The following is an 18,721-nucleotide window of genomic DNA, read 5'->3' as shown; positions in this document are numbered from 1 at the left end:
AGGGAGGAATTGAACGATCATGACGGACAAGCATGAAGCGACCATTCTCGTGGTCGGCAAGCTGCACCCCCACGCGGTCGAGCGCATCGGCGATATTTTTGCGACGGAGCGGGTGGAGAAGGGCGACCCGGCGCTGGTGACGCCGGAGCTGGCGCAGCGCATTCGCGGCGTCGCCGTCAGCGGGGCGCTCAATGCAGCCTTCATGGACGCGTTGCCAAACCTCGAAATCGTCGCCAATTTCGGCGTCGGTTATGACAATGTGGATGCCGCCCATGCGGGCAAGACCGGCATCATGGTGACCAACACGCCCGATGTGCTGACGGAGGAGGTTGCCGATACGGCGTTGGGTTTGCTGATCGACACGGTGCGGGAGCTGCCGCAGGCGCAGGCCTGGCTGAGGGCGGGCAAATGGGAAACGGAGGGCAATTATCCGTTGACGAAGCTGTCGCTGCGCGGCCGCCGCGCCGGCATTTTCGGGCTCGGGCGGATCGGGAAGGCCATCGCCCGTCGCCTTGAAGCTTTCGGCCTCTCCGTTGCCTATCACAATCGCCACCGGGCCGATGACGTCGTCTATGATTATTACCCCAGCCTGCTTGCGCTGGCGGAAGCCGTGGACACGCTCATCGTCGCGGCGCCGGGCGGGGCGGGGACGGAGAAGGCCGTGAATGCCGAAGTGCTGCGCGCGCTCGGTCCCGATGGCGTGCTCATCAATATCGGACGCGGCAGCGTTGTCGACGAAGAGGCGCTCATCGCCGCGCTTGGCAGTGGCACCATCGCCGCCGCCGGTCTCGATGTGTTCGCGGATGAGCCGCGTGTGCCGCAGGCGCTGATCGACCTGCCGAACGCCACGCTGCTGCCCCATGTCGCCTCCGCCTCCCAGGCAACGCGCCGCGCCATGGCCGACCTGGTGGTGGATAATCTCGTCAGCTGGTTCAAGGATGGCGCGGCGTTGACGCCGGTGCGGGAGACGGCCAATAATATGGGGAGGGGAGTTAAAAAATAGGGGGACGATCCGATAATGGCTGACCTTTCCGCCACCGTTCATAATGAGCGCTTAAAATTAACCGCAACATTGTTTAACGGTTTTGCCGTCGCTCTGGTTGCAGTGGGTGGCTTCGCGCCATTGTTTACAATGCTTTATGGCGATCGACCGCCATCGTGGCTGCCCATTTTTGGTATGACGAATTGTCTTTTTGGCGCGGCAGCATTACATTACTGGGCAAGATTTTCATTGAAGGACTTAAGAGGATGACGTGGTCAGAGCTGTTAGTCTTTCTTACCTATCCCGCAGGAGTCTTGGTAATGTGTTATATCATTCTCAAGCTGCAGCAGCGCGAAACCGCCCGCTTCGACAGGGAACGCGAGCGCCAGCGGCAGGCCATGAAATAATCTACTCTGCCGCGACCGCCAACCGCGCGGCGCGGTGGGCGCGGACGGCGTCGCCGAAGGCGGCGAAGACTTTGCGCGAGGGGCTGTCGGTCTTCACCCAGATTTCCGGGTGCCATTGTACACCGACGACAAAGCCCTTCGCATCCTTTACCGAGACCGCTTCGATAGTGCCGTCCTCGGCGAGCGCCTCGATCTCCAGGCGTGGGGCAAGGGTATCGATCCCCTGCCGGTGAGCGGAGTTCACCTGAACGGTATCCTCCTCGACGATGGAAGCAAGGCAGGAGCCTGGCTTGATCAATACCTGGTGGCGTAGGGCGAAACGTTCGGCCTGGTTACCGGTGTCCGGGGCGCGGTGATCGATGCGCTCCGGCAACTCCTGAATCTCCGTCGCCAGCGTGCCGCCAAGGGCGACGTTCAGCTCCTGGAAGCCCCGGCAGATGGTGAGCAGCGGTACGCCCAGTTCGATGGCGCGGCGGATGAGCGGCAGCGAGGTGGCGTCGCGCGCGTGGTCGAAAGGCTCATGCGCTTCGGTCGGCTCGACGCCGTAAAGCGAGGGATGCACATTGGATTTCGATCCGGTTATCAGCACGCCATCGACAGCGGCAAGAATCGCATCGAGATCGAGCGCATCGCCGAAACAGGGAACGAGCAGCGGCGTTACCCCCGCGCCGTCGATCGCCGCCGCGAGATATTGCTCCGGCGCGGCGTGCCAGGTGTAAATATCGAAGCTGCGTATATCGGAGGTGACGGCAATGAGGGGTTTCGATGGCGTAGACATGGGTTCTTTCCGAAAACCCCGGGAGGGGGAGGTGGTGAGTGCTTTCTGGGCCAAGCTTATTTAGACTCTCCCTCGCGATTTTCCAATGCGTTTCGTTGGATGAGATTCACGGAAGAAGATAGAAATATTCGTAGCAGGTCATTACTGCAGTTGTCATAAGACATTGCTACTTCTAAAAAGTGAAGGCTGACTCTTCTACTATTTGAGCCAAGGCCTGCGTGATTTTCATGACTGCTGGGGAACTCTTTTCCGTAAGGGGCAAGACAATCGTGGTGACGGGCGGCTCGTCCGGCCTGGGAGCGCGCATGGTCGAAATGCTCGCCAGCCACGGCGCCAATGTGATTTCGATTTCCCGGGCGCATGTGCCCAATCGCGAGCCCCGCAATGGAGGCGGCGAGATCATCGATATCATGGCGGATGTAACATGTCCTCGCGAAGTGGAGCAGGCCTTCGATGAAGCCGAGGCGCGGCTGGGTACGGTGACGGTCGTTTTCAACAATGCGGGCGTGGCGCAAATGGCGCGGGCACTCGATACGACGCGGGAGATGCTGCAACGGGCTTTCGAGGTCAATGTCGCAGGCGCGTTCTGCGTGGCGCAGGAGGCAGCCCGGCGGCTGATCGCGGCGGGCCGTGGCGGGGTAATCGTCAATTCCACCAGCATTCTCGCCGAACGGCCGCTCAAGGGCGCCGCAGCCTATGCCATGTCAAAAGCGGCGGTTTCACACATGACGCGGGCGCTTGCGCTCGAATGGGCCTCGCACGGCATTCGCGTTAACGCCATCGCGCCCGGCTGGTTTCCCACCAGGCTCAATGATGCGGTCCTTGACGGACCGGCTGGCGATTTCCTCAAAGGGCTCAATCCGATGCGCAGGCTGGGTGAGGCGCAGGATCTGGACGGCGCGGTGCTGATGCTCGCTTCCGATGCGAGCCGCTATATGACGGGGGCAATCGTGACAATCGACGGCGGCCACAGCATTTGAGCTGTCTCGAATTTTCGTGGAAACCGGGCATAAACGCATTGTGAATCCGCCGCAAAGATGGGAATGTGGGCGGATAGATAGGATATATGTGCCGGCTTCCGTCCTCCGGCGGGATGGTAACAGCAGTCTTGAGAATTGGATTCAAGTAATTCAGGCTTCGATTCAGGTAACTGGAAAATAGTAAAGTAAAACACAGTACTTATTCTCGCGAATTGAAATTAAACTATAGGATCAAGATTTAATCGCTTCGGGCTATCTTATTATTTACGCGGCCTGTTCAAGTATAGTGCGCTCAATTAACGCGAGTATACGCAACCAAGGGTTTATTTTAGGGAAATATATTATTAAGTCATTGCTGTAATAATATGTTCCGAGGGAAAAGGGACGGCATATCGAATATGGCTTGGCGCCGACGAACAGACATTCCAGTTGATATCCGTCTCTCTTTCGTGCGGTCCCTGTATGGGAATCGCGCGACGCTCTGGTTCGGGATGCTGGCGCATGTGGTGGCTTGCGCGGTTATCTATCTGAAGACGGGCAATAATGCGTTCGTCGTCTTCGCTGCGGTATTTACCCTTATTGCGCTGGCGCGGCTTTTCGACATGAGCCGCTTTGACCGGGTGCTGCGCTCGGACCCCTCACATTTCGAGATCAGCCAATGGGAGTTCCGCTATCTCTTCGGCGCATCGGCGGTAAGCACGACGCTGGGGGCGCTGTGTTTCTACAGCACCTATGTGATCAAAGATTCCTTTGCCGAGCTTGCCAGCCTTTCGGTTCTGCTTGCATCGAGCGTCTCCATCGTCGGGCGCAATTATGCCTCGCGGTCTGCCGTCATTGTCCTCTCGGTCTGCTGTCTCGTTCCGGTGCTTGCCGGATTTTTGCTGGCGGGCAGTACATTTCACATCATCATCGGTTTCCTTCTCATTCCTTATTCTCTGAGCAACATTCAGATGGCCAGCGGCCTACGGGACTCCCTGTTCGCAGCGGTGATGGGACGGCGGGAACTGGCAGTCGTGGCGAGCCGTTTCGATGCGGCGCTCAACAACATGCCGCAAGGCCTCATCATGTTCGACGGCGACGGAAAGCTCGTGGTCGTCAACAACAAGGCGGTGTCGCTGCTGAGAATATCGCCGGGTACCGATCTTACCGGCCGCTCGCTGCAAACGGTGCTGCGCTATTCTTCCCTGCATGGGCTCTTTCCGCGTACCAAACTCAAAAGCATACGCAGACTCATCGAGGATCTGCTCGCCGGGCGGCGTGAACGCGACCTGTTTCAGTTCTCCGATGGGCGCTATATCGAGTTCAGCTGCAGCCAGCGCCAGGACGAGGGCGCGGTGCTGATTTTCGAGGACGTGACGCAGCGCATCGAGGCGGAAGCGCAAATCCAGCATATGGCCCGCTATGACGGGCTGACGGGACTCCCGAACCGCGCACATTTCGAAACGCTGATCAAATCGCTCCTGGCGCGCCGCGCGCATGGCAAGCGGATGGCGCTGGTCGTGCTCGATATCAACGATTTCAAGCATGTCAACGACACGCTGGGCCACCATGTCGGCGACCAGCTGCTGCGCAAGCTCGCGGGACGTCTCGGGGAAATGGATCCGATGCGCTTCATCCCCTCCCGCTTCGGCGGCGATGAGTTCGTGATCTTCGTTCCTGATGTCGGTTCCGATGCCCAGATCGATGCGGTGATGGACAATCTGGTTTCCGCCGTGTCGGGCACCTATCAACTGCTGGACCATAGCGTCGAAGTGGACGTCAATGCGGGTGTCGCGTTGGCACCGATGGGCCATTTCGACCTGCAAAACCTGCATATCAAGGCGGACCTCGCTCTTTACGAGGCGAAGGGAAACGAGAACCGCAGCTGGGCGCTGTTCGAGGAGGCGATGGATATCCGCTATCGCAGCCGGCAGCGTCTCAAGAACGATTTGCGCGGGGCGATCCTCAATGGTGCGCTCAAGGTGGTCTACCAGCCGATCGTCAGCGCCCAGTCCCTGCGCATCGTTTCCTGCGAGGCGCTCTCGCGCTGGGATCATCCGGAACTGGGGCCGATTTCCCCCGCCGATTACATTCCGCTTGCGGAGGAAATGGGCGTCATCACCGACATCACCCGCTTCATGCTGGAAAAGGCCTGCATGGATTGCATGAACTGGGGCGGGCGCATCGGCGTATCGGTCAATCTTTCCGCCATCGATCTGAAAAACAGCGACATCACTGACATCATCGCGAGCGCCTTGAGACATTCGGGGCTGCCGACGAATCTGCTGGAAGTCGAAGTGACGGAGAGCGCGATCATCAGCGACCGCAACAAAACCAGCAATGTGCTGCAACAGTTGAAAAACGCCGGGATCAATGTGGCGCTCGATGATTTCGGCACCGGCTATTCGAGCCTCAGCTATCTCAATACGCTTCCCCTGACAAAGGTGAAGATGGACCGCTCCTTCGTGCGCGATATCACCGAGGACAGGCGCTCGCTGATGCTTTTGCGCGGCGTCACTCAGCTTTCGCATGAAATGGGGCTCGGTGTGACGGTGGAAGGCGTGGAAACGCAGGAGCAACTGGCGCTGATCAGGGGCGCGGCGGGCGCGGACCTTGTGCAGGGATATCTGCTGGGCGCGCCGCTTCCCGCGCAGGCGATCTCATCCCTCATCGACAGGAGCTTCCCTCTCGGGGCCAGCAGCAAGCTTACCAACGCCATGTAAGCGCTGCTCTCGCTGCGTCGGTTAGAGTCGTTCATGTTTGATGGACACTGAATACCCTTTGGCACCGTTGTTGTAACGGAGCTGTTGAGGCATGGATTCCTGTGACAAGCACAGGAATGACGGGTGGAGATTTTTCCGCGTCACCAAAAACCATTCTTGCCAAGCGAGAGGTTGGAAACTGGGCGCCAACAGCAAAGCAGCCCGTCATTCCTGTGCTTGTCACAGGAATCCATGCCTCAACAGCTATGCTGCCGCAACGAGGAAGAATAGGCAATCGTTTCCATCAAAAAGTGAAATGCTCTAAATCCTCCGCCAAGCCCACTGCTGGGCCTCCTGCGGGCGTCCCAATTTCTTGGAATATGCTTCCGCAAGGGCAACTTAATAAATTAGTAAAGTTAAATTCAAATTGTTGAAGTCTCTTTTACGGTGAGCGAAAACGGCTTATCCTTTGCCGACTGATTTGGTCTGGCGGGCAAATTGGAGTGGGGACCATGGGTGCAGCGACGGCCGTCTCGGGCGATCTGCAGATATCGAATTTTGCGCAGCAGCTACTGAATTTTCTCGACCGTGTGGAATATCGCCGTATCGTCAGCGCAGAGGATTTCGAGGAAATCGGACAGCTGCGGTACCGTTCCTACATGACAAACAAGCTGCTGGACGACGAATTCGGCGGGGCGATTATCGACGATCTGGATCGGGACAGCCATGCCTATGTTTATGGCGTTTATATTGACCAGCAATTGGTCAGCACCCTTCGCATCCACCACATTACCCCGGAGCACCGAATAGGCACCAGCTTCAAGCTTTTTCCCGAAGTCCTCGGGCCGATGCTGGATAAGGGCATGAGCTTCGTTGACCCAACCCGCTTTGCCAGCGAGCCGGCGCTTCTTTCCGAATATCCGGCCATTCCCTATCTGACGCTACGAATCGCGGCAATGGCTTCGGAATATTTCGCCGCCGATTTCTGTTTGGCCTCGGTCAAGCCGGAGCATGCGGCATTTTACAAGCGCATATTCGGCTCGCAGCCGATGGCTGAGGCAAGGGAACATGATGGGATTAACGTTCGGATCGGGCTTGGCGGCGCACCGATCCGGGCGATCCGCGATATGGTGGCGATCCGCTATCCCTTCTTCAAGTCGCAGCCGCATGAGCGGCGCAGCATGTTCGCCAGTGTCGAGGAGGGCGGGCTCGTTCCCCTGACGATCCTGCCGACAGCGAAGTATACAGGTCTTGGTGCCTGAGTTAGATTACCCAGATAACTCACTCTCGGAGAGAAATATGGTTCCGCACCTTACGCCGCTCGTCTCGCTCATCGCCGGCATCGTCATCCTGATCATGCCGCGCCTTTTGAATTACATCGTGGCGTTCTATCTCATTTTTATCGGCCTCGTCGGGCTGTTTCCGAATCTGTTCGCCTAAGTCTGCCGGGTAGAGCAGGGCGCGGTCACCCGCCGCATTGCGCTGGATCAAGCTTTTCGCTATGGCGTTTTCAAAAGCTTTATGAGGCGCATTGTGCGACGCCAAATGTTTCACTTGGCTGCAAATGCTTGGGAAGGGGTTTTGACATGGCCAAACACAGCAATACCGGACCGGCGGAACTGGGCGCGCCCATGGACTATGCCGAGCATGAAAAGACTTATGCGGGCTTTCTCGCGGTCTGCAAATGGGGGACGGTGGCGGTCGTCGCGATCCTCGCCGCGATGGCCTTCGGCTTCTTCGCCGGCGGCTGGTTTTCCGCGACGATCCTCTTCGTTCTGATCTGCGCGGCGGCGTGGTTCCTGCTGCGTTAGTCAGCTTTGCGCCCTCCTTCCCCTTGCGGGGAAGGAGGCGCTACCCCGCCAACGTTTTCGCCTTTACCAATAAAACGATTCCTCATTTTCTCCCTTTGCACTTTCACTGGATTTGCGCATAGCATATCCATAACCGCCGCTTGAATTTTTAGCGCGAAAGTGGAGGGAGCGGGCTTGGCACAAACATTATTCATTCCCAAGGAGACGGATCCGGCCGAACCGCGTGTCGCCGCTTCGCCGGAAACGGTGAAAAAGCTCGTGGGCCTCGGCTTTTCTGTGATCGTGGAGCAAGGCGCGGGAACGCTTTCCCGCATTCCCGACGGCGAGTTCGAGGCTGCTGGGGCGAAGATCGGCGCAGCCGCGGATGCGAAATCGGCGGATGTGGTTCTGAAAGTCCGCCGGCCAACCGCTGCGGAACTCAAGAATTACAAAAAAGGCGCGGCGCTCATCGCCATGCTCGATCCCTATGGCAATGATCCAGCGGTGCGTGCGCTTGCCGATGCGGGGATTTCCGCTTTCAGCATGGAGTTCATGCCGCGCATTACCCGGGCGCAGGTGATGGACGTGCTGTCCTCCCAGGCCAATCTGGCGGGCTATCAGGCGGTAATCGACGCGGCGGAAGTCTATGACCGTGCGCTGCCGATGATGATGACCGCCGCGGGCACGGTTCCTGCCGCCAAGGTGTTCGTCATGGGCGCGGGCGTCGCGGGCTTGCAGGCCATCGCTACCGCACGGCGCTTGGGTGCCGTGGTGACGGCGACGGACGTGCGCCCCGCCGCGAAGGAGCAGGTCGCCTCGCTCGGCGCGAAGTTCATCGCCGTCGAGGACGACGAGTTCAAGGCTGCGGAGACGGCGGGCGGCTACGCCAAGGAGATGTCGAAAGAGTATCAGGCGAAGCAGGCGGCGCTCGTCGCCGATCATATCGCCAAGCAGGATATCGTCATCACCACCGCGCTCATTCCCGGCCGTCCCGCACCGCGCCTCGTGACTCGGCAAATGCTGGCGGCGATGCGTCCCGGCTCCGTCGTGGTCGATCTGGCGGTGGAGCGCGGCGGCAATGTCGAGAGCGCGGAGCCGGGCAAGGTGGTGGAGATCGGCGGCGTCAAGATCGTCGGGCATCTCAACGTGCCGGGCCGCATCGCCGCGACGGCGTCGCAGCTTTATGCACGCAATCTGGTCGCCTTCCTTGAGACGCTCGTGGACAAGGAAACGAAGGCGCTGAAGATCAACCCCGAGGATGAGCTGGTCAAGGCGACGCTGCTGACCCATGACGGCGCGGTGGTGCATCCCGCCTTTGCACAAGCGGCTGCAGCAGCGGTTCCTGATCCAGCGCCCGCCGCTGAGATGGAGGCGGTGCCCGCCGAAAAGCCGGTGCGCAAGGCGCCGGCAAAGGCCAGGTCTACAAAAGGCGCGAAGGCTGACACATCTACCACGGGAGGGGAGGCATAATGGCGAATCCAGCACTCGAAAAAGCCCTCGACGGGCTCAACCAGGCGGTCGAGGCGGTGCGGCAGGCGGCGGAAGGCGCGCCAGCCATGGCCGATGCCGCAGGCGCGGCAGCCCATGCGGCGACGGGCGGCGCGGTCGATCCCTTCATCTTCCGCTTCGCCATTTTCATCCTGTCGATTTTTGTCGGCTATTACGTCGTCTGGTCGGTGACCCCGGCACTGCACACACCGCTGATGGCCGTCACCAACGCCATTTCGTCGGTGATCGTGGTGGGTGCGCTGCTGGCGGTGGGATTGTCGCTTTCGGGCTGGGCCACCGGCTTCGGCTTCATCGCGCTGGTGCTGGCGAGCGTCAACATCTTCGGCGGCTTCCTCGTCACGCAGCGCATGCTCGCTATGTACAAGAAGAAAGAAAAGTGAGGCTGACCTATGGGTGCTAATCTGGCAGCCTTCCTTTATCTCGTCTCCGGCGTGCTGTTCATCCTGGCATTGCGGGGCTTGTCTCACCCGACCACCAGCCGTCAGGGCAATCTCTACGGCATGGTGGGCATGGGCATTTCCATCCTCACCACGCTTCTTCTGGCGCGACCGAGCTTCGGCGGGCTGATGCTGGTCGTGCTGGGCATCGCCATCGGCGGCGGTATCGGCGCCTATATCGCCCGGCGCATCGCCATGACCGCCATGCCGCAGCTGGTGGCGGCGTTCCATTCGCTGATCGGCCTTGCCGCCGTGCTGGTGGCAGCCGCGGCGCTCTATACGCCAAGCTCCTTCGGCATCGGCGAAGTGGGGTCGATCCACGGGCAGGCGCTGATCGAGATGTCGCTCGGCGTCGCCATCGGCGCGATCACCTTTACCGGATCGATCATTGCCTTCTTGAAGCTCGACGGGCGCATGTCCGGCAAGCCGATCATCCTGCCCTCGCGCCATGTCATCAATGCGGCGCTGGCCATCGCCATCGTCGTGCTCATCGCCATTCTGGTGAATACGGAAAGCCATACGGTGTTCTGGCTGATCGTGATCCTGTCGCTCATCCTGGGCGGGCTGATCATCATCCCGATCGGCGGGGCGGACATGCCGGTCGTCGTTTCCATGCTCAACTCCTATTCGGGCTGGGCTGCGGCGGGCATCGGCTTCACGCTCGGCAATCTGGCGCTCATCATCACCGGCGCGCTGGTCGGCTCGTCGGGTGCGATCCTGTCCTACATCATGTGCAAAGGCATGAACCGCTCGTTCCTCTCGGTCATCCTTGGCGGCTTCGGCGGTGAAACGGCTGGGCCGGCGGGCGGCGCGGTCGAGCAGCGTCCGGTCAAGCAGGGCTCGGCGGAAGACGCGGCCTTCATCATGAAGAATGCGTCGAAAGTCATCATCGTGCCGGGCTATGGCATGGCGGTGGCGCAGGCGCAGCATGCGTTACGGGAAATGGCCGACAAGCTGAAGGCGGAAGGCGTCGAGGTGAAATACGCCATTCACCCCGTTGCAGGCCGCATGCCGGGTCATATGAATGTGCTGCTTGCGGAAGCGAATGTGCCCTATGACGAGGTGTTCGAACTCGAGGACATCAATTCGGAATTCGCGCAGGCCGATGTGGCCTTCGTCATCGGCGCGAACGACGTGACCAATCCGGCGGCGAAGACCGACCCGAAATCGCCGATCTTCGGCATGCCGATCCTCGATGTGGACAAGGCCGGCACGGTGCTCTTCATCAAGCGCGGCATGGGCTCAGGCTATGCGGGCGTGGAGAACGAGCTGTTCTTCCGCGACAACACGATGATGCTGTTCGCCGATGCCAAGAAGATGGTGGAGAATATCGTGAAGGCGCTGGATCATTGAGGACGGTTGGGTAGACGTTATGAAGAAAGGCGGCTGCGAGGCCGCCTTTTGTTTATCCCCCAGCGCGGGCGAGTTCCTGAATAATCCGCAAGACCTCTTCGCGGCGCTCGATCTGCGGCATGTGGCCGGTGGCGGGGAAGATGTGGGTGGCGATTTCGCCGGGCAATCCTGCCGCCTGCGAGGCCGGAATGATGCGGTCGGCAGCGCCGAAGATGACCCGCGTGGGGATACGCAGCGAGGCGAGGGCGGGGCGGATATCGAAGACTTGCGTACCGTCGGGGAAATAGCGGTCGATGATCGTCTTTTGCGCGGCGCGTAATTCTTCGTCGGCGCTGTGGCTCAGGGTGGCGTTGATGAAGGGCCGGGTCAGCACGCTCTTATCCGCCGCGAGCAGCTTCAGCCATGGCATCAGGCTCGCCTCGCTCCTGGCGCGAACGAAGCCGTCAAGAAATGCGCCGTTGATCTGGGGGCCGAGACCGGCGGGGGCGATCAGCGCCAGCGCATGGATATCCACATTGCCTCGCGCCGCGAGCGTCGCCGCCACAGCGCCGCCAAAGGAGTGGGCGGCGAGGACGAATGGGCCGATCCGGTTCGCGAGGAGTGTTTGCTCCACCGATTCAGCGATATCGTAGAGGGTTGCGGGAATGTCACGCGGCGAGCGGCCGTGGCCCGGCAGGTCGATGGCGAGCACCGGGTTTTGAATACGCACACCGGCGAAGAGCGGACGCCAGCTGTTCAAATCAGCGCCGAAGCCGTGGAGGAGGACGAGGGGTATGGCGGAAACATCGCTGCCCTCGCGCAGCCAGACGGCGTGGAGGGGCGGTGTTTCCGTCGCTGTGAATCGCCCCTCACCCTTATCCGTTCTCTGCTCGCGGGGAGAGGGGGGCGTCGGCGCCGCGTCCGTCCTGCTTTGTGTAGCTGTGGAGTTCGAAAGGCTAGCGAGGGCGGCAATATGCGCTTCCACGTCCTTTCGTGTGGTGCGGCCTTTCGGGCCGCTGCCGGGGATGTCGGAGAGTTGCAACCCCGCTTCCGCAGCGAGGCGGCGGGCGAGGGGCGTGGCGCGGACTTCTCCCTCCCCCTTGCGGGGAGGGTGGCCCGTAGGGCCGGGTGGGGGTGGCGCCGGGTGTGCATCAACCGGCAATCGAAGCGCGCTGCCTTTACCACCCCCCTCCGTCCGCTCCTCGGACACCTCCCCCGCAAGGGGGGAGGAGGGCGCTTTATACTCCTCCCCCTCCGCAAAAATCCACGCCACGGCCTTCCCCACCGGCACGCTCACGCCTTCCGCCGCCGAGACATCGCGCAGCGTGCCGGTGGCCGGCGCGTCGATTTCCATTGCGGCCTTGTCGGTCTCGATTTCGAACAGGAGCTGGCCCTTGGTCACCGCCTCGCCATCCCTGGCGTACCAGCGGGAGATACGGCCCGTTTCCATATCCATGTCCACCTTGGGGAGAATGACTTCGACCGGCATCGTCAGCGTGCTCCGCTCACCAGGTCCCGGGCGCTTTTCAGGATGTCCGGCACCTGCGGCACGGCCGCCTTTTCCAGCTCGGGATTATAGGGAATGGGGGCTTCGGCACCGCCCAGCCGCACGATCGGGGCGTCGAGGAAATCGAAGGCGTCGCTTTCGGCAATCATGGCGCTGACCTCAGCGCCGACGCCCAGCGTCTTGACGCCTTCATAGACGCAGATGAGGCGCGAGGTTTTCTTGACGCTTTCGATGATTGTCTCGCGGTCCATCGGGCGGATGGTGCGCAGGTCGATCACTTCCGCGTCAATGCCCTCAGCGGCAAGCGTCTCCGCTGCCTCCAGCGCCTTCGACACCATGATTGCGGTGGCGACGATGGTGACGTCCTTGCCCGCGCGGCAGATATTGGCCTTGCCGATGGGCGAGGTGTAATATCCTTCGGGCACCGCACCCTTCATCTTGTAGAGAAGCTTGTGCTCGAAGATCATGACCGGGTCGGGATCTTCGATAGCCGCCAGCAGCAGGCCCTTCGCGTCATGCGGCGTGGCCGGCTGCACTACCTTCAGGCCCGGCACATGCCCGAGCCATGCCTCGAGGCTCTGGCTATGCTGCGCCGCCGCCCCTGTGCCGGAGCCGGCGGGAAAGCGCATGACGAGAGGGACCGACACCGCGCCGCCCAGCATATAGCGTATCTTGGCGGCCTGGTTGACGATCTGCTCCATGGCGAGGGCGGCAAAGTCGGAAAACTGGAATTCGAAAATCGGGCGCATGCCGGTCATCGCCGCGCCGACGGCAACGCCCGCGCCGCCAAGTTCCGAGATCGGCGTATCCATCACCCGGTCCTCGCCGAAGCGATGGACGAGATCGCCCGTCACCTGAAACGCGCCGCCATAGATGCCGATATCCTCGCCCATCAGGAAAACGCGCTCATCGCGCTCCATGGCGATGGCCATCGCTTCCTGGATGGCCTGGGCGTAGCTCAGTTCTCGGACCGTGGTATCCATTTCAGGCAAGTTCCGTGTAAACGTCGCGGGTGAGGCTGGCGATTTCGGGGGCGGGGCTCGCCTTGGCGAATTCGATGGCTTCGGCAATCTCGCGTTCGACATCGGTCCGGATCGCTTCGATGGCGGCGAGGTCGGCGATGCCGTATTCGCGCAATTCCTCCTCGAAGCGGCGGATCGGGTCGCGGTTGCTGATCCAGTCCTCGATCTCTTCCTTGGTGCGATAGCGGTTGCGGTCGCTTTTGGAGTGGCCGCGGTGGCGGTAGGTCTTGCACTCGATCAGGGTCGGGCCGTCGCCCGCACGGGCGCGCTCGACCGCCTGATGGGAGGCTTCGGCGACCTCGGACAGATTGTTGCCGTCGACGATGACACCGGGCATGGCATAGGCGCCGGCGCGGTCGGCGACATTGGGAACGGCGGTGGAGCGCTTGGTGGACGTGGACATGCCGTAGCCGTTGTTCTCGCAAACGAAGACGACCGGCAGCTTCCAGACGGAGGCCATGTTCAGCGCTTCGTGAAATGCGCCCTCATTATTGGCGCCGTCGCCGAACCAGGAGACGACGACGCGGCCCGTCTTCTGCTTCTTCATGGAAAGGGCGGCGCCGACGGCGATGGGAATGCCGCCGCCGACAATGCCGTTTGCGCCCAGATTGCCCTTGGACACATCGGCGATATGCATGGAGCCGCCGCGGCCGCGGCAATAGCCCGTCTCCTTGCCAAAGAATTCGGCGAACATCTTCGCGACATCCGCCCCCTTGGCGATGGAATGGCCATGGCCGCGATGGGTGGATGTGATCAGGTCATCGTCGGTCAAGGGCAAGGATATGCCGACCGCGCTCGCCTCCTGGCCGATGGAAAGATGCATGGTGCCATGGATCAGGCCGCGCATATAACTCTCCTCCGCGCCTTCCTCGAACCGGCGGATGAGATACATCTTGCGGAGGGCTTCCTTGAGTTGGTCAGGCGTGTAATGGCGGAAGGCGAAGGGCAGGTTGTGGGTGCCTGCTTCTGGTGCTGCTGTTACGCTGGCTTCGTCCATTTGGAGCATTCCCAGTTCAACGGAATCGCGAGGCAACCCCCCTCTGGTCTGCCGACCATCTCCCCCTCAAGGGGGGAAATTGGCTGACACGACGCTCCGCCTACATTCTGCGACGTTTGCGGTTGGTGCCGAGCGTCAATGAAGGCGTAATCTCCCCCCTTGAGGGGGAGATGTCCGGCAGGACAGAGGGGGGTACTGTCCCGCCGACATTTTCAATTCAATCAATCACCCCATACACCAGCCGATCCTGCCTCGCCCTGAGCTCGGCGATCTTCGATCCCGGCTCGACGGCGGCATTCGCGTAAGTGATCAATTCACCCTTCCGGATCGGCGCCGTGACCGTACCCCGTTCCAGCAATCCACATGGGATGGCGTTGGCGGCGCGCGCTTCCGGCGTGGTCATGATCCAGGCGCGGTAGGTGTATTCGCCGATGGCGTCGAGCCTGTCGCCTGGCTGCAGGTCTTTCTTGGCGACGGCGCAGACCTCGGCGACAGGCTTTGCCAGCGGCACCATGTCGGGTTTGCCGTAGAGCACGACGCGGGCGCAGGTGAGGGGCACTTCCAGCGAGGTCAGGTGATAGGGCCGGTGGAAGGTGAAGTAGGGGCCGTGGCCCATCTTCAGATCTTCCATGCGCTCGCGAATGCGCGGATGCGACATTTCGGCGACGACAAAGACGCCGGGGGCGACGCCCTTGCCGATGGAGTAGTCAACGACGCCCACCTTCGACAGCACACCGCCGTCCTTTTCCGGGATCAGCGTCTTGTTGAGTTCGCCTACCGTTGCCATGGGGCCATGCATGCCCGGCTTGTCGGGCACAAGGCCGGTGGCGTTGGCGATGGCCGCCATCTCCACCATGGTCTTGGAGCCGTCCACGAACTCCACCAGCATGCGCACATTCATGTTGCGGCGGGCGGCTTCCTCGGCATAGTCGTCAGGGATGGCGTCGATATTGAGCGGATTGTTCTTGCCCTTGCCGGCGGCGACGATGGGGTGGCCCATCGCGGTGACGAATTCGATCAACTCCATGCAGGCGGAAGGCTCGTCGCCGGCGCCCAGCGAATAGGTGACGCCCAACCGGTCGGCCTCGCTTTTGAGGTAAGCGCCGATGGTCACATCCGCTTCGACATTCATCATCACGAGATGCTTGCCATGCTCCATGGCGCGAAGGCCGATTTCCGCACCGACGGCGGGAACGCCGGTGGCGTCGATCACCACGTCGATCAGGCCATTTTCCAAGATGAGATCGGCATTGTCGGTGACGGCGATCCGGCCGGCTTCCATCGCGCTTGTCAGGTCCGAGGCAGTAGCGACTTCCTTCGCATGGCCCGTCTCCTGATAGGCGATATCGACGGCCTTGACGGCATTGGGGACGCGCAGTTCCGAAATCGCGCCGACTTCGATGCCGGGCATATGCGCGACGCGGGAGACGATGTCCGTTCCCATCTCGCCGGCGCCGATCAGGCCGATACGGATCGGCCGGCCGCTATCTGCCCGCGCCTGCATGTCACGCGCAAGACCGGTCAAACTCACATTGGTTGCCATTGAAGGTTCCTCCTCGATGCGCCGATGAAGCGCCCGATTCTTATGCGGGGCGAATGCCCCTTGTTGATATAATGCCTATTGAACATTTGTATCCTTGTCAATACCTATGTGCAATGCGGCGAGGCGTTACGAAGATTTCATCTGGAGCAGGAGGCCGAAAAATGCGAAGCGGTTTCGTGCGCCAGATTATGCGATGTTAGGGACAGATGAATGAAAAGCGGGCTCAATCCTTTCGACCTGGTGATTTTCGATTGCGACGGGGTGCTGGTGGATAGCGAACCGCTCGCCGCTCTTGCCTATCACAATGTCTATGCAAAGGAAGGAATGCCGATCCCGCAGGGCACAGTGGCGCATGGCGTCGGCATGAAGCAGGCCGATATCATTCTCCTGATCGCCAAGCTCACCGGGCATCATCTCCCGCAGGCGGCGGAGGCCAATCTGTGGCCGGAGACGCGGTCGCTTTTTGCCGAATCGCTGCAGCCGACCGCGGGCATTGCCCATTTTCTGAAAAGGCTGCAAATCCCGCGCTGCGTTGCCTCGTCTTCCTCCATGGAGCGGATCGAGTTCAGTCTCGGCGTCACGCGGTTGCGCGGGTTTTTCGGCGATGCGATCTATTCGTCCTCGATGGTGAAGCGCGGCAAACCTGCGCCGGACCTGTTTCTCTATGCTGCCGACAAGATGGGGGCGGATCCCGGCCGCTGCGTCGTCATAGAGGATTCTCCCTATGGCATCGAAGGCGCGGTGGCGGCGGGCATGACGGCCATCGGCTATACCGGCGGTGGCCACAGCTATGCAGGCCATGCGGAAAGGCTGGCGGAAAAGGGCGCTGCCGCCGTTTATTCAAGTTGGGAAGAAATATCGGGTTACATTCTTGGCTGAATTGCCACAGTCACGTGGCTTTTTCAGGTTATCAACCGCTGCGGTTTGTCATGTCATCCCAAATTGGTAAACAGCGTTTAAGAAGCAAATCAGGAGCTTAGGCTCCCTCCACGAGAGAAGCGGCGGGATATGAAAGAAGCAATTACGCTCGACCAGTTACGGGAAGCAGTGGGCACGGAGATCGGCTGCTCCGAATGGCGGGTGGTTACCCAGGAGATGATCGACAAATTTGCCGATGCGACTGACGATCATCAGTTCATCCATGTGGACCCGGAACGGGCGGCGAAGGAAACGCCGTTCGGCGGCACCATCGCGCATGGCTTTCTCACGCTCTCGCTCTTATCCACGCTGGCTTTCGAGGCGCTGCCGATGATCAAGGGCGCAACGATGGGGATCAATTACGGTTTCGACAAGGTGCGCTTCATGGCCCCGGTCAAGAGCGGCGCGCGGGTGCGCGCGCGGTTCAAGCTGGCGGACGCGGACATCCGCCCCTCGGGCCGGGTGGTCAACCATTACGAGGTGACGCTGGAGGTCGAGAACTCGCTGAAACCGGCGCTGACGGCGACCTGGCTGACAATCGCCGTGGTGGAGATGGCCGAGGGGTAGGGGGATCCTCTCGCTATTATGCAGCCGCTTCCCGCGGGAGAGGCGAATTGCCGAGCCGACCTTCTCCATCGAGCGGAGCGGGCTTGCCTTTATAGCGGGTGACGAGTTCACGCAGGGCGAAAGGCCCGTGCAGGAACATGCCGATATCGTAGGCATTGCGCTTTTGCGCGCCCTTCAGGAAGAGCAGGTGCATCTTGAAGAAATTGCCCTTGGCGCGCTTGTAGCGGCTTTCGCTGTGCACATGCTTGAAGCGGATATGCGAGATGACGGGCGGGTTCACCGGGGCGATCTTCAGCGCCGCCGCCGGGTCGGAGTCATAGAAATGGATGATATCGGTCAGCGCCTGGAATTCCGCCCAGAGAACCGGCGTCTCCTGAATGACCAGGCGGATATCCTTGCGCAGTGATTTTGCCTTGGGGTGGAAGGCGATCATCAGCAGGCAGGAGCCGATGGAGAGCAGGGAAACCGGCTGTTTTTTCAACAGTTTAGGGTTGTCGCGGGCGATGTCGGCGATGGCTTCGACGGCGGGAACCGTGCCGAGGCTATGGCCGACGATGATTACTTCATCGGCATCGGTCTCGCGCAGCTTGCGGGCCACGAGGCCGGCGAATTCCTGGCGGCGGGCGTTGAGCTTCGGATTGGTGGCATAGATGCGGTCATAGGCGGCGGACCAATCGTCCAGCAGATAGGAGAGAAAGAATTTACGCCCCGGCCAGCGTACGAGCGCCGCTCCGGCAGTGACCCCCAGCGGCAGCGACCAAAGGAAATTCAAAGCGTTAAGGCTCAGAATGGCGGGCAGGGCGGCGATGAGCGCGGCCAGGGCGAGGATCGCCAGTGTCAGCCCGAACGGCCAGAGGAAGAACACGACAAAGCGCCAGCTCGTCATGGCATAGCGCCAGAGCGTGCCGGTGAAGAGAATATTGAGGAAGGCGCGCATGCCCGTGGCGAGGCGGGCGAGGGTGGAGCGGCGGGCATAATCGTCGAAGATATCGGCGGTGCCGAGCTGGCAGAACTCGACTTGCGTTTCCCAGTCCGCCCCTTCAGCCGTCACGTCCATAACGCCACAGCCGGCCTCTTCGGCTTTCATCGCCGAGGCCTTGGTGCGGACATGCCATAGCTTGTCGAAATCGGCGAGCGCCTGCATGTGGCGGCCACGCACGGCGCCGGGATGGAGGCCCTCATAGCCGGTGAAGTTCAGGACAAGGCGCTTTTTGACGGTCATTACGCTGTTTATAGCATGAGAAATGTGGCGCGGGGGCGCGTTTGCACCC

The 18,721-nt window shown here is 60.9% G+C and carries 18 protein-coding genes; 12 read left to right on the top strand and 6 right to left on the bottom strand.

Features of this window, described 5'->3' with window-relative positions:
- Positions 1 to 19 precede the first annotated feature (19 nt).
- Positions 20 to 1,003, top strand: coding sequence for a 2-hydroxyacid dehydrogenase (locus tag ACOWVG_RS07735; protein ID WP_420961203.1), 984 nt, complete (start codon positions 20 to 22; stop codon positions 1,001 to 1,003).
- Between the two features lie 15 nt (positions 1,004 to 1,018).
- Complete coding sequence (locus tag ACOWVG_RS07730; RefSeq protein WP_420961201.1) at positions 1,019 to 1,252, top strand: amino acid transporter protein; 234 nt, start codon at positions 1,019 to 1,021, stop codon at positions 1,250 to 1,252.
- A 138-nt stretch (positions 1,253 to 1,390) separates the two neighbouring features.
- Here the strand turns inward: ACOWVG_RS07730 and ACOWVG_RS07725 are convergent, their stop codons facing one another.
- On the bottom strand, positions 1,391 to 2,167 hold the full coding sequence (locus tag ACOWVG_RS07725) for a gamma-glutamyl-gamma-aminobutyrate hydrolase family protein (RefSeq protein WP_420961199.1): 777 nt from the start codon (positions 2,165 to 2,167) through the stop codon (positions 1,391 to 1,393).
- Positions 2,168 to 2,394: 227 nt separating this feature from the next.
- On the opposite strand from ACOWVG_RS07725, the gene ACOWVG_RS07720 reads away from it, so the two are divergent.
- From ACOWVG_RS07720 to ACOWVG_RS07685, 8 genes are all read left to right on the top strand, one after another.
- Positions 2,395 to 3,147 carry an SDR family NAD(P)-dependent oxidoreductase gene (locus ACOWVG_RS07720; protein ID WP_420961197.1) on the top strand — a complete coding sequence of 251 codons (753 nt, stop codon included), beginning with the start codon at positions 2,395 to 2,397 and terminating at the stop codon, positions 3,145 to 3,147.
- Between the two features lie 398 nt (positions 3,148 to 3,545).
- Entirely contained in the window at positions 3,546 to 5,849 is a 2,304-nt protein-coding gene (locus tag ACOWVG_RS07715) for a putative bifunctional diguanylate cyclase/phosphodiesterase (RefSeq protein WP_420961196.1), read from the top strand.
- Between the two features lie 491 nt (positions 5,850 to 6,340).
- Positions 6,341 to 7,090 (top strand): N-acyl amino acid synthase FeeM domain-containing protein, encoded by a 750-nt coding sequence (locus tag ACOWVG_RS07710; protein ID WP_420961194.1) that lies wholly within the window; start codon positions 6,341 to 6,343, stop codon positions 7,088 to 7,090.
- Positions 7,091 to 7,127: 37 nt separating this feature from the next.
- Positions 7,128 to 7,268: a DUF3096 domain-containing protein gene (locus tag ACOWVG_RS07705; RefSeq protein WP_420961193.1), complete on the top strand. Its 141-nt coding sequence runs from the start codon at positions 7,128 to 7,130 to the stop codon at positions 7,266 to 7,268.
- 146 nt (positions 7,269 to 7,414) lie between these two features.
- Positions 7,415 to 7,639 (top strand): aa3-type cytochrome c oxidase subunit IV, encoded by a 225-nt coding sequence (locus ACOWVG_RS07700; protein WP_420961192.1) that lies wholly within the window; start codon positions 7,415 to 7,417, stop codon positions 7,637 to 7,639.
- Positions 7,640 to 7,813: 174 nt separating this feature from the next.
- Entirely contained in the window at positions 7,814 to 9,088 is a 1,275-nt protein-coding gene (locus ACOWVG_RS07695) for a Re/Si-specific NAD(P)(+) transhydrogenase subunit alpha (protein WP_420961191.1), read from the top strand.
- Positions 9,088 to 9,507 (top strand): proton-translocating transhydrogenase family protein, encoded by a 420-nt coding sequence (locus ACOWVG_RS07690; protein ID WP_420961189.1) that lies wholly within the window; start codon positions 9,088 to 9,090, stop codon positions 9,505 to 9,507. The genes ACOWVG_RS07695 and ACOWVG_RS07690 overlap by 1 nt, the downstream gene beginning before the upstream one ends.
- Positions 9,508 to 9,516: 9 nt before the next feature.
- Positions 9,517 to 10,917 carry an NAD(P)(+) transhydrogenase (Re/Si-specific) subunit beta gene (locus ACOWVG_RS07685; protein WP_420961187.1) on the top strand — a complete coding sequence of 467 codons (1,401 nt, stop codon included), beginning with the start codon at positions 9,517 to 9,519 and terminating at the stop codon, positions 10,915 to 10,917.
- Positions 10,918 to 10,969: 52 nt separating this feature from the next.
- Here ACOWVG_RS07685 and ACOWVG_RS07680 read toward each other — a convergent pair whose 3' ends face one another.
- From ACOWVG_RS07680 to ACOWVG_RS07665, 4 genes are all read right to left on the bottom strand, one after another.
- Positions 10,970 to 12,385, bottom strand: coding sequence for an acetoin dehydrogenase dihydrolipoyllysine-residue acetyltransferase subunit (locus tag ACOWVG_RS07680; RefSeq protein ID WP_420961186.1), 1,416 nt, complete (start codon positions 12,383 to 12,385; stop codon positions 10,970 to 10,972).
- Positions 12,386 to 12,387: 2 nt separating this feature from the next.
- On the bottom strand, positions 12,388 to 13,386 hold the full coding sequence (locus ACOWVG_RS07675) for an alpha-ketoacid dehydrogenase subunit beta (protein WP_420961185.1): 999 nt from the start codon (positions 13,384 to 13,386) through the stop codon (positions 12,388 to 12,390).
- A 1-nt stretch (position 13,387) separates the two neighbouring features.
- Entirely contained in the window at positions 13,388 to 14,422 is a 1,035-nt protein-coding gene (locus ACOWVG_RS07670; protein ID WP_420961184.1) for a thiamine pyrophosphate-dependent dehydrogenase E1 component subunit alpha, read from the bottom strand.
- 217 nt (positions 14,423 to 14,639) lie between these two features.
- Positions 14,640 to 15,965 (bottom strand): NAD(P)H-dependent oxidoreductase, encoded by a 1,326-nt coding sequence (locus ACOWVG_RS07665; RefSeq protein ID WP_420961183.1) that lies wholly within the window; start codon positions 15,963 to 15,965, stop codon positions 14,640 to 14,642.
- 210 nt (positions 15,966 to 16,175) lie between these two features.
- On the opposite strand from ACOWVG_RS07665, the gene ACOWVG_RS07660 reads away from it, so the two are divergent.
- Together ACOWVG_RS07660 and ACOWVG_RS07655 are read left to right on the top strand one after the other, a co-directional pair.
- Positions 16,176 to 16,844 (top strand): HAD family hydrolase, encoded by a 669-nt coding sequence (locus ACOWVG_RS07660; RefSeq protein ID WP_420961182.1) that lies wholly within the window; start codon positions 16,176 to 16,178, stop codon positions 16,842 to 16,844.
- A 129-nt stretch (positions 16,845 to 16,973) separates the two neighbouring features.
- The gene (locus ACOWVG_RS07655) at positions 16,974 to 17,450 is read left to right on the top strand and encodes a MaoC family dehydratase (RefSeq protein ID WP_420961181.1); all 477 of its coding nucleotides are present in this window, start codon (positions 16,974 to 16,976) and stop codon (positions 17,448 to 17,450) included.
- A gap of 16 nt (positions 17,451 to 17,466) precedes the next feature.
- Here ACOWVG_RS07655 and ACOWVG_RS07650 read toward each other — a convergent pair whose 3' ends face one another.
- Positions 17,467 to 18,672: an alpha/beta hydrolase gene (locus ACOWVG_RS07650; RefSeq protein WP_420961180.1), complete on the bottom strand. Its 1,206-nt coding sequence runs from the start codon at positions 18,670 to 18,672 to the stop codon at positions 17,467 to 17,469.
- Positions 18,673 to 18,721: the final 49 nt, after the last annotated feature.

Origin of the sequence: Brucella sp. IR073 (assembly GCF_049065735.1) — a bacterium.
Taxonomy (GTDB): Bacteria; Pseudomonadota; Alphaproteobacteria; order Rhizobiales; family Rhizobiaceae; genus Paramesorhizobium.
The sequence above is the reverse complement of the archived record's forward strand: the minus strand, read 5'-3'. Positions and strand labels throughout refer to the sequence as shown.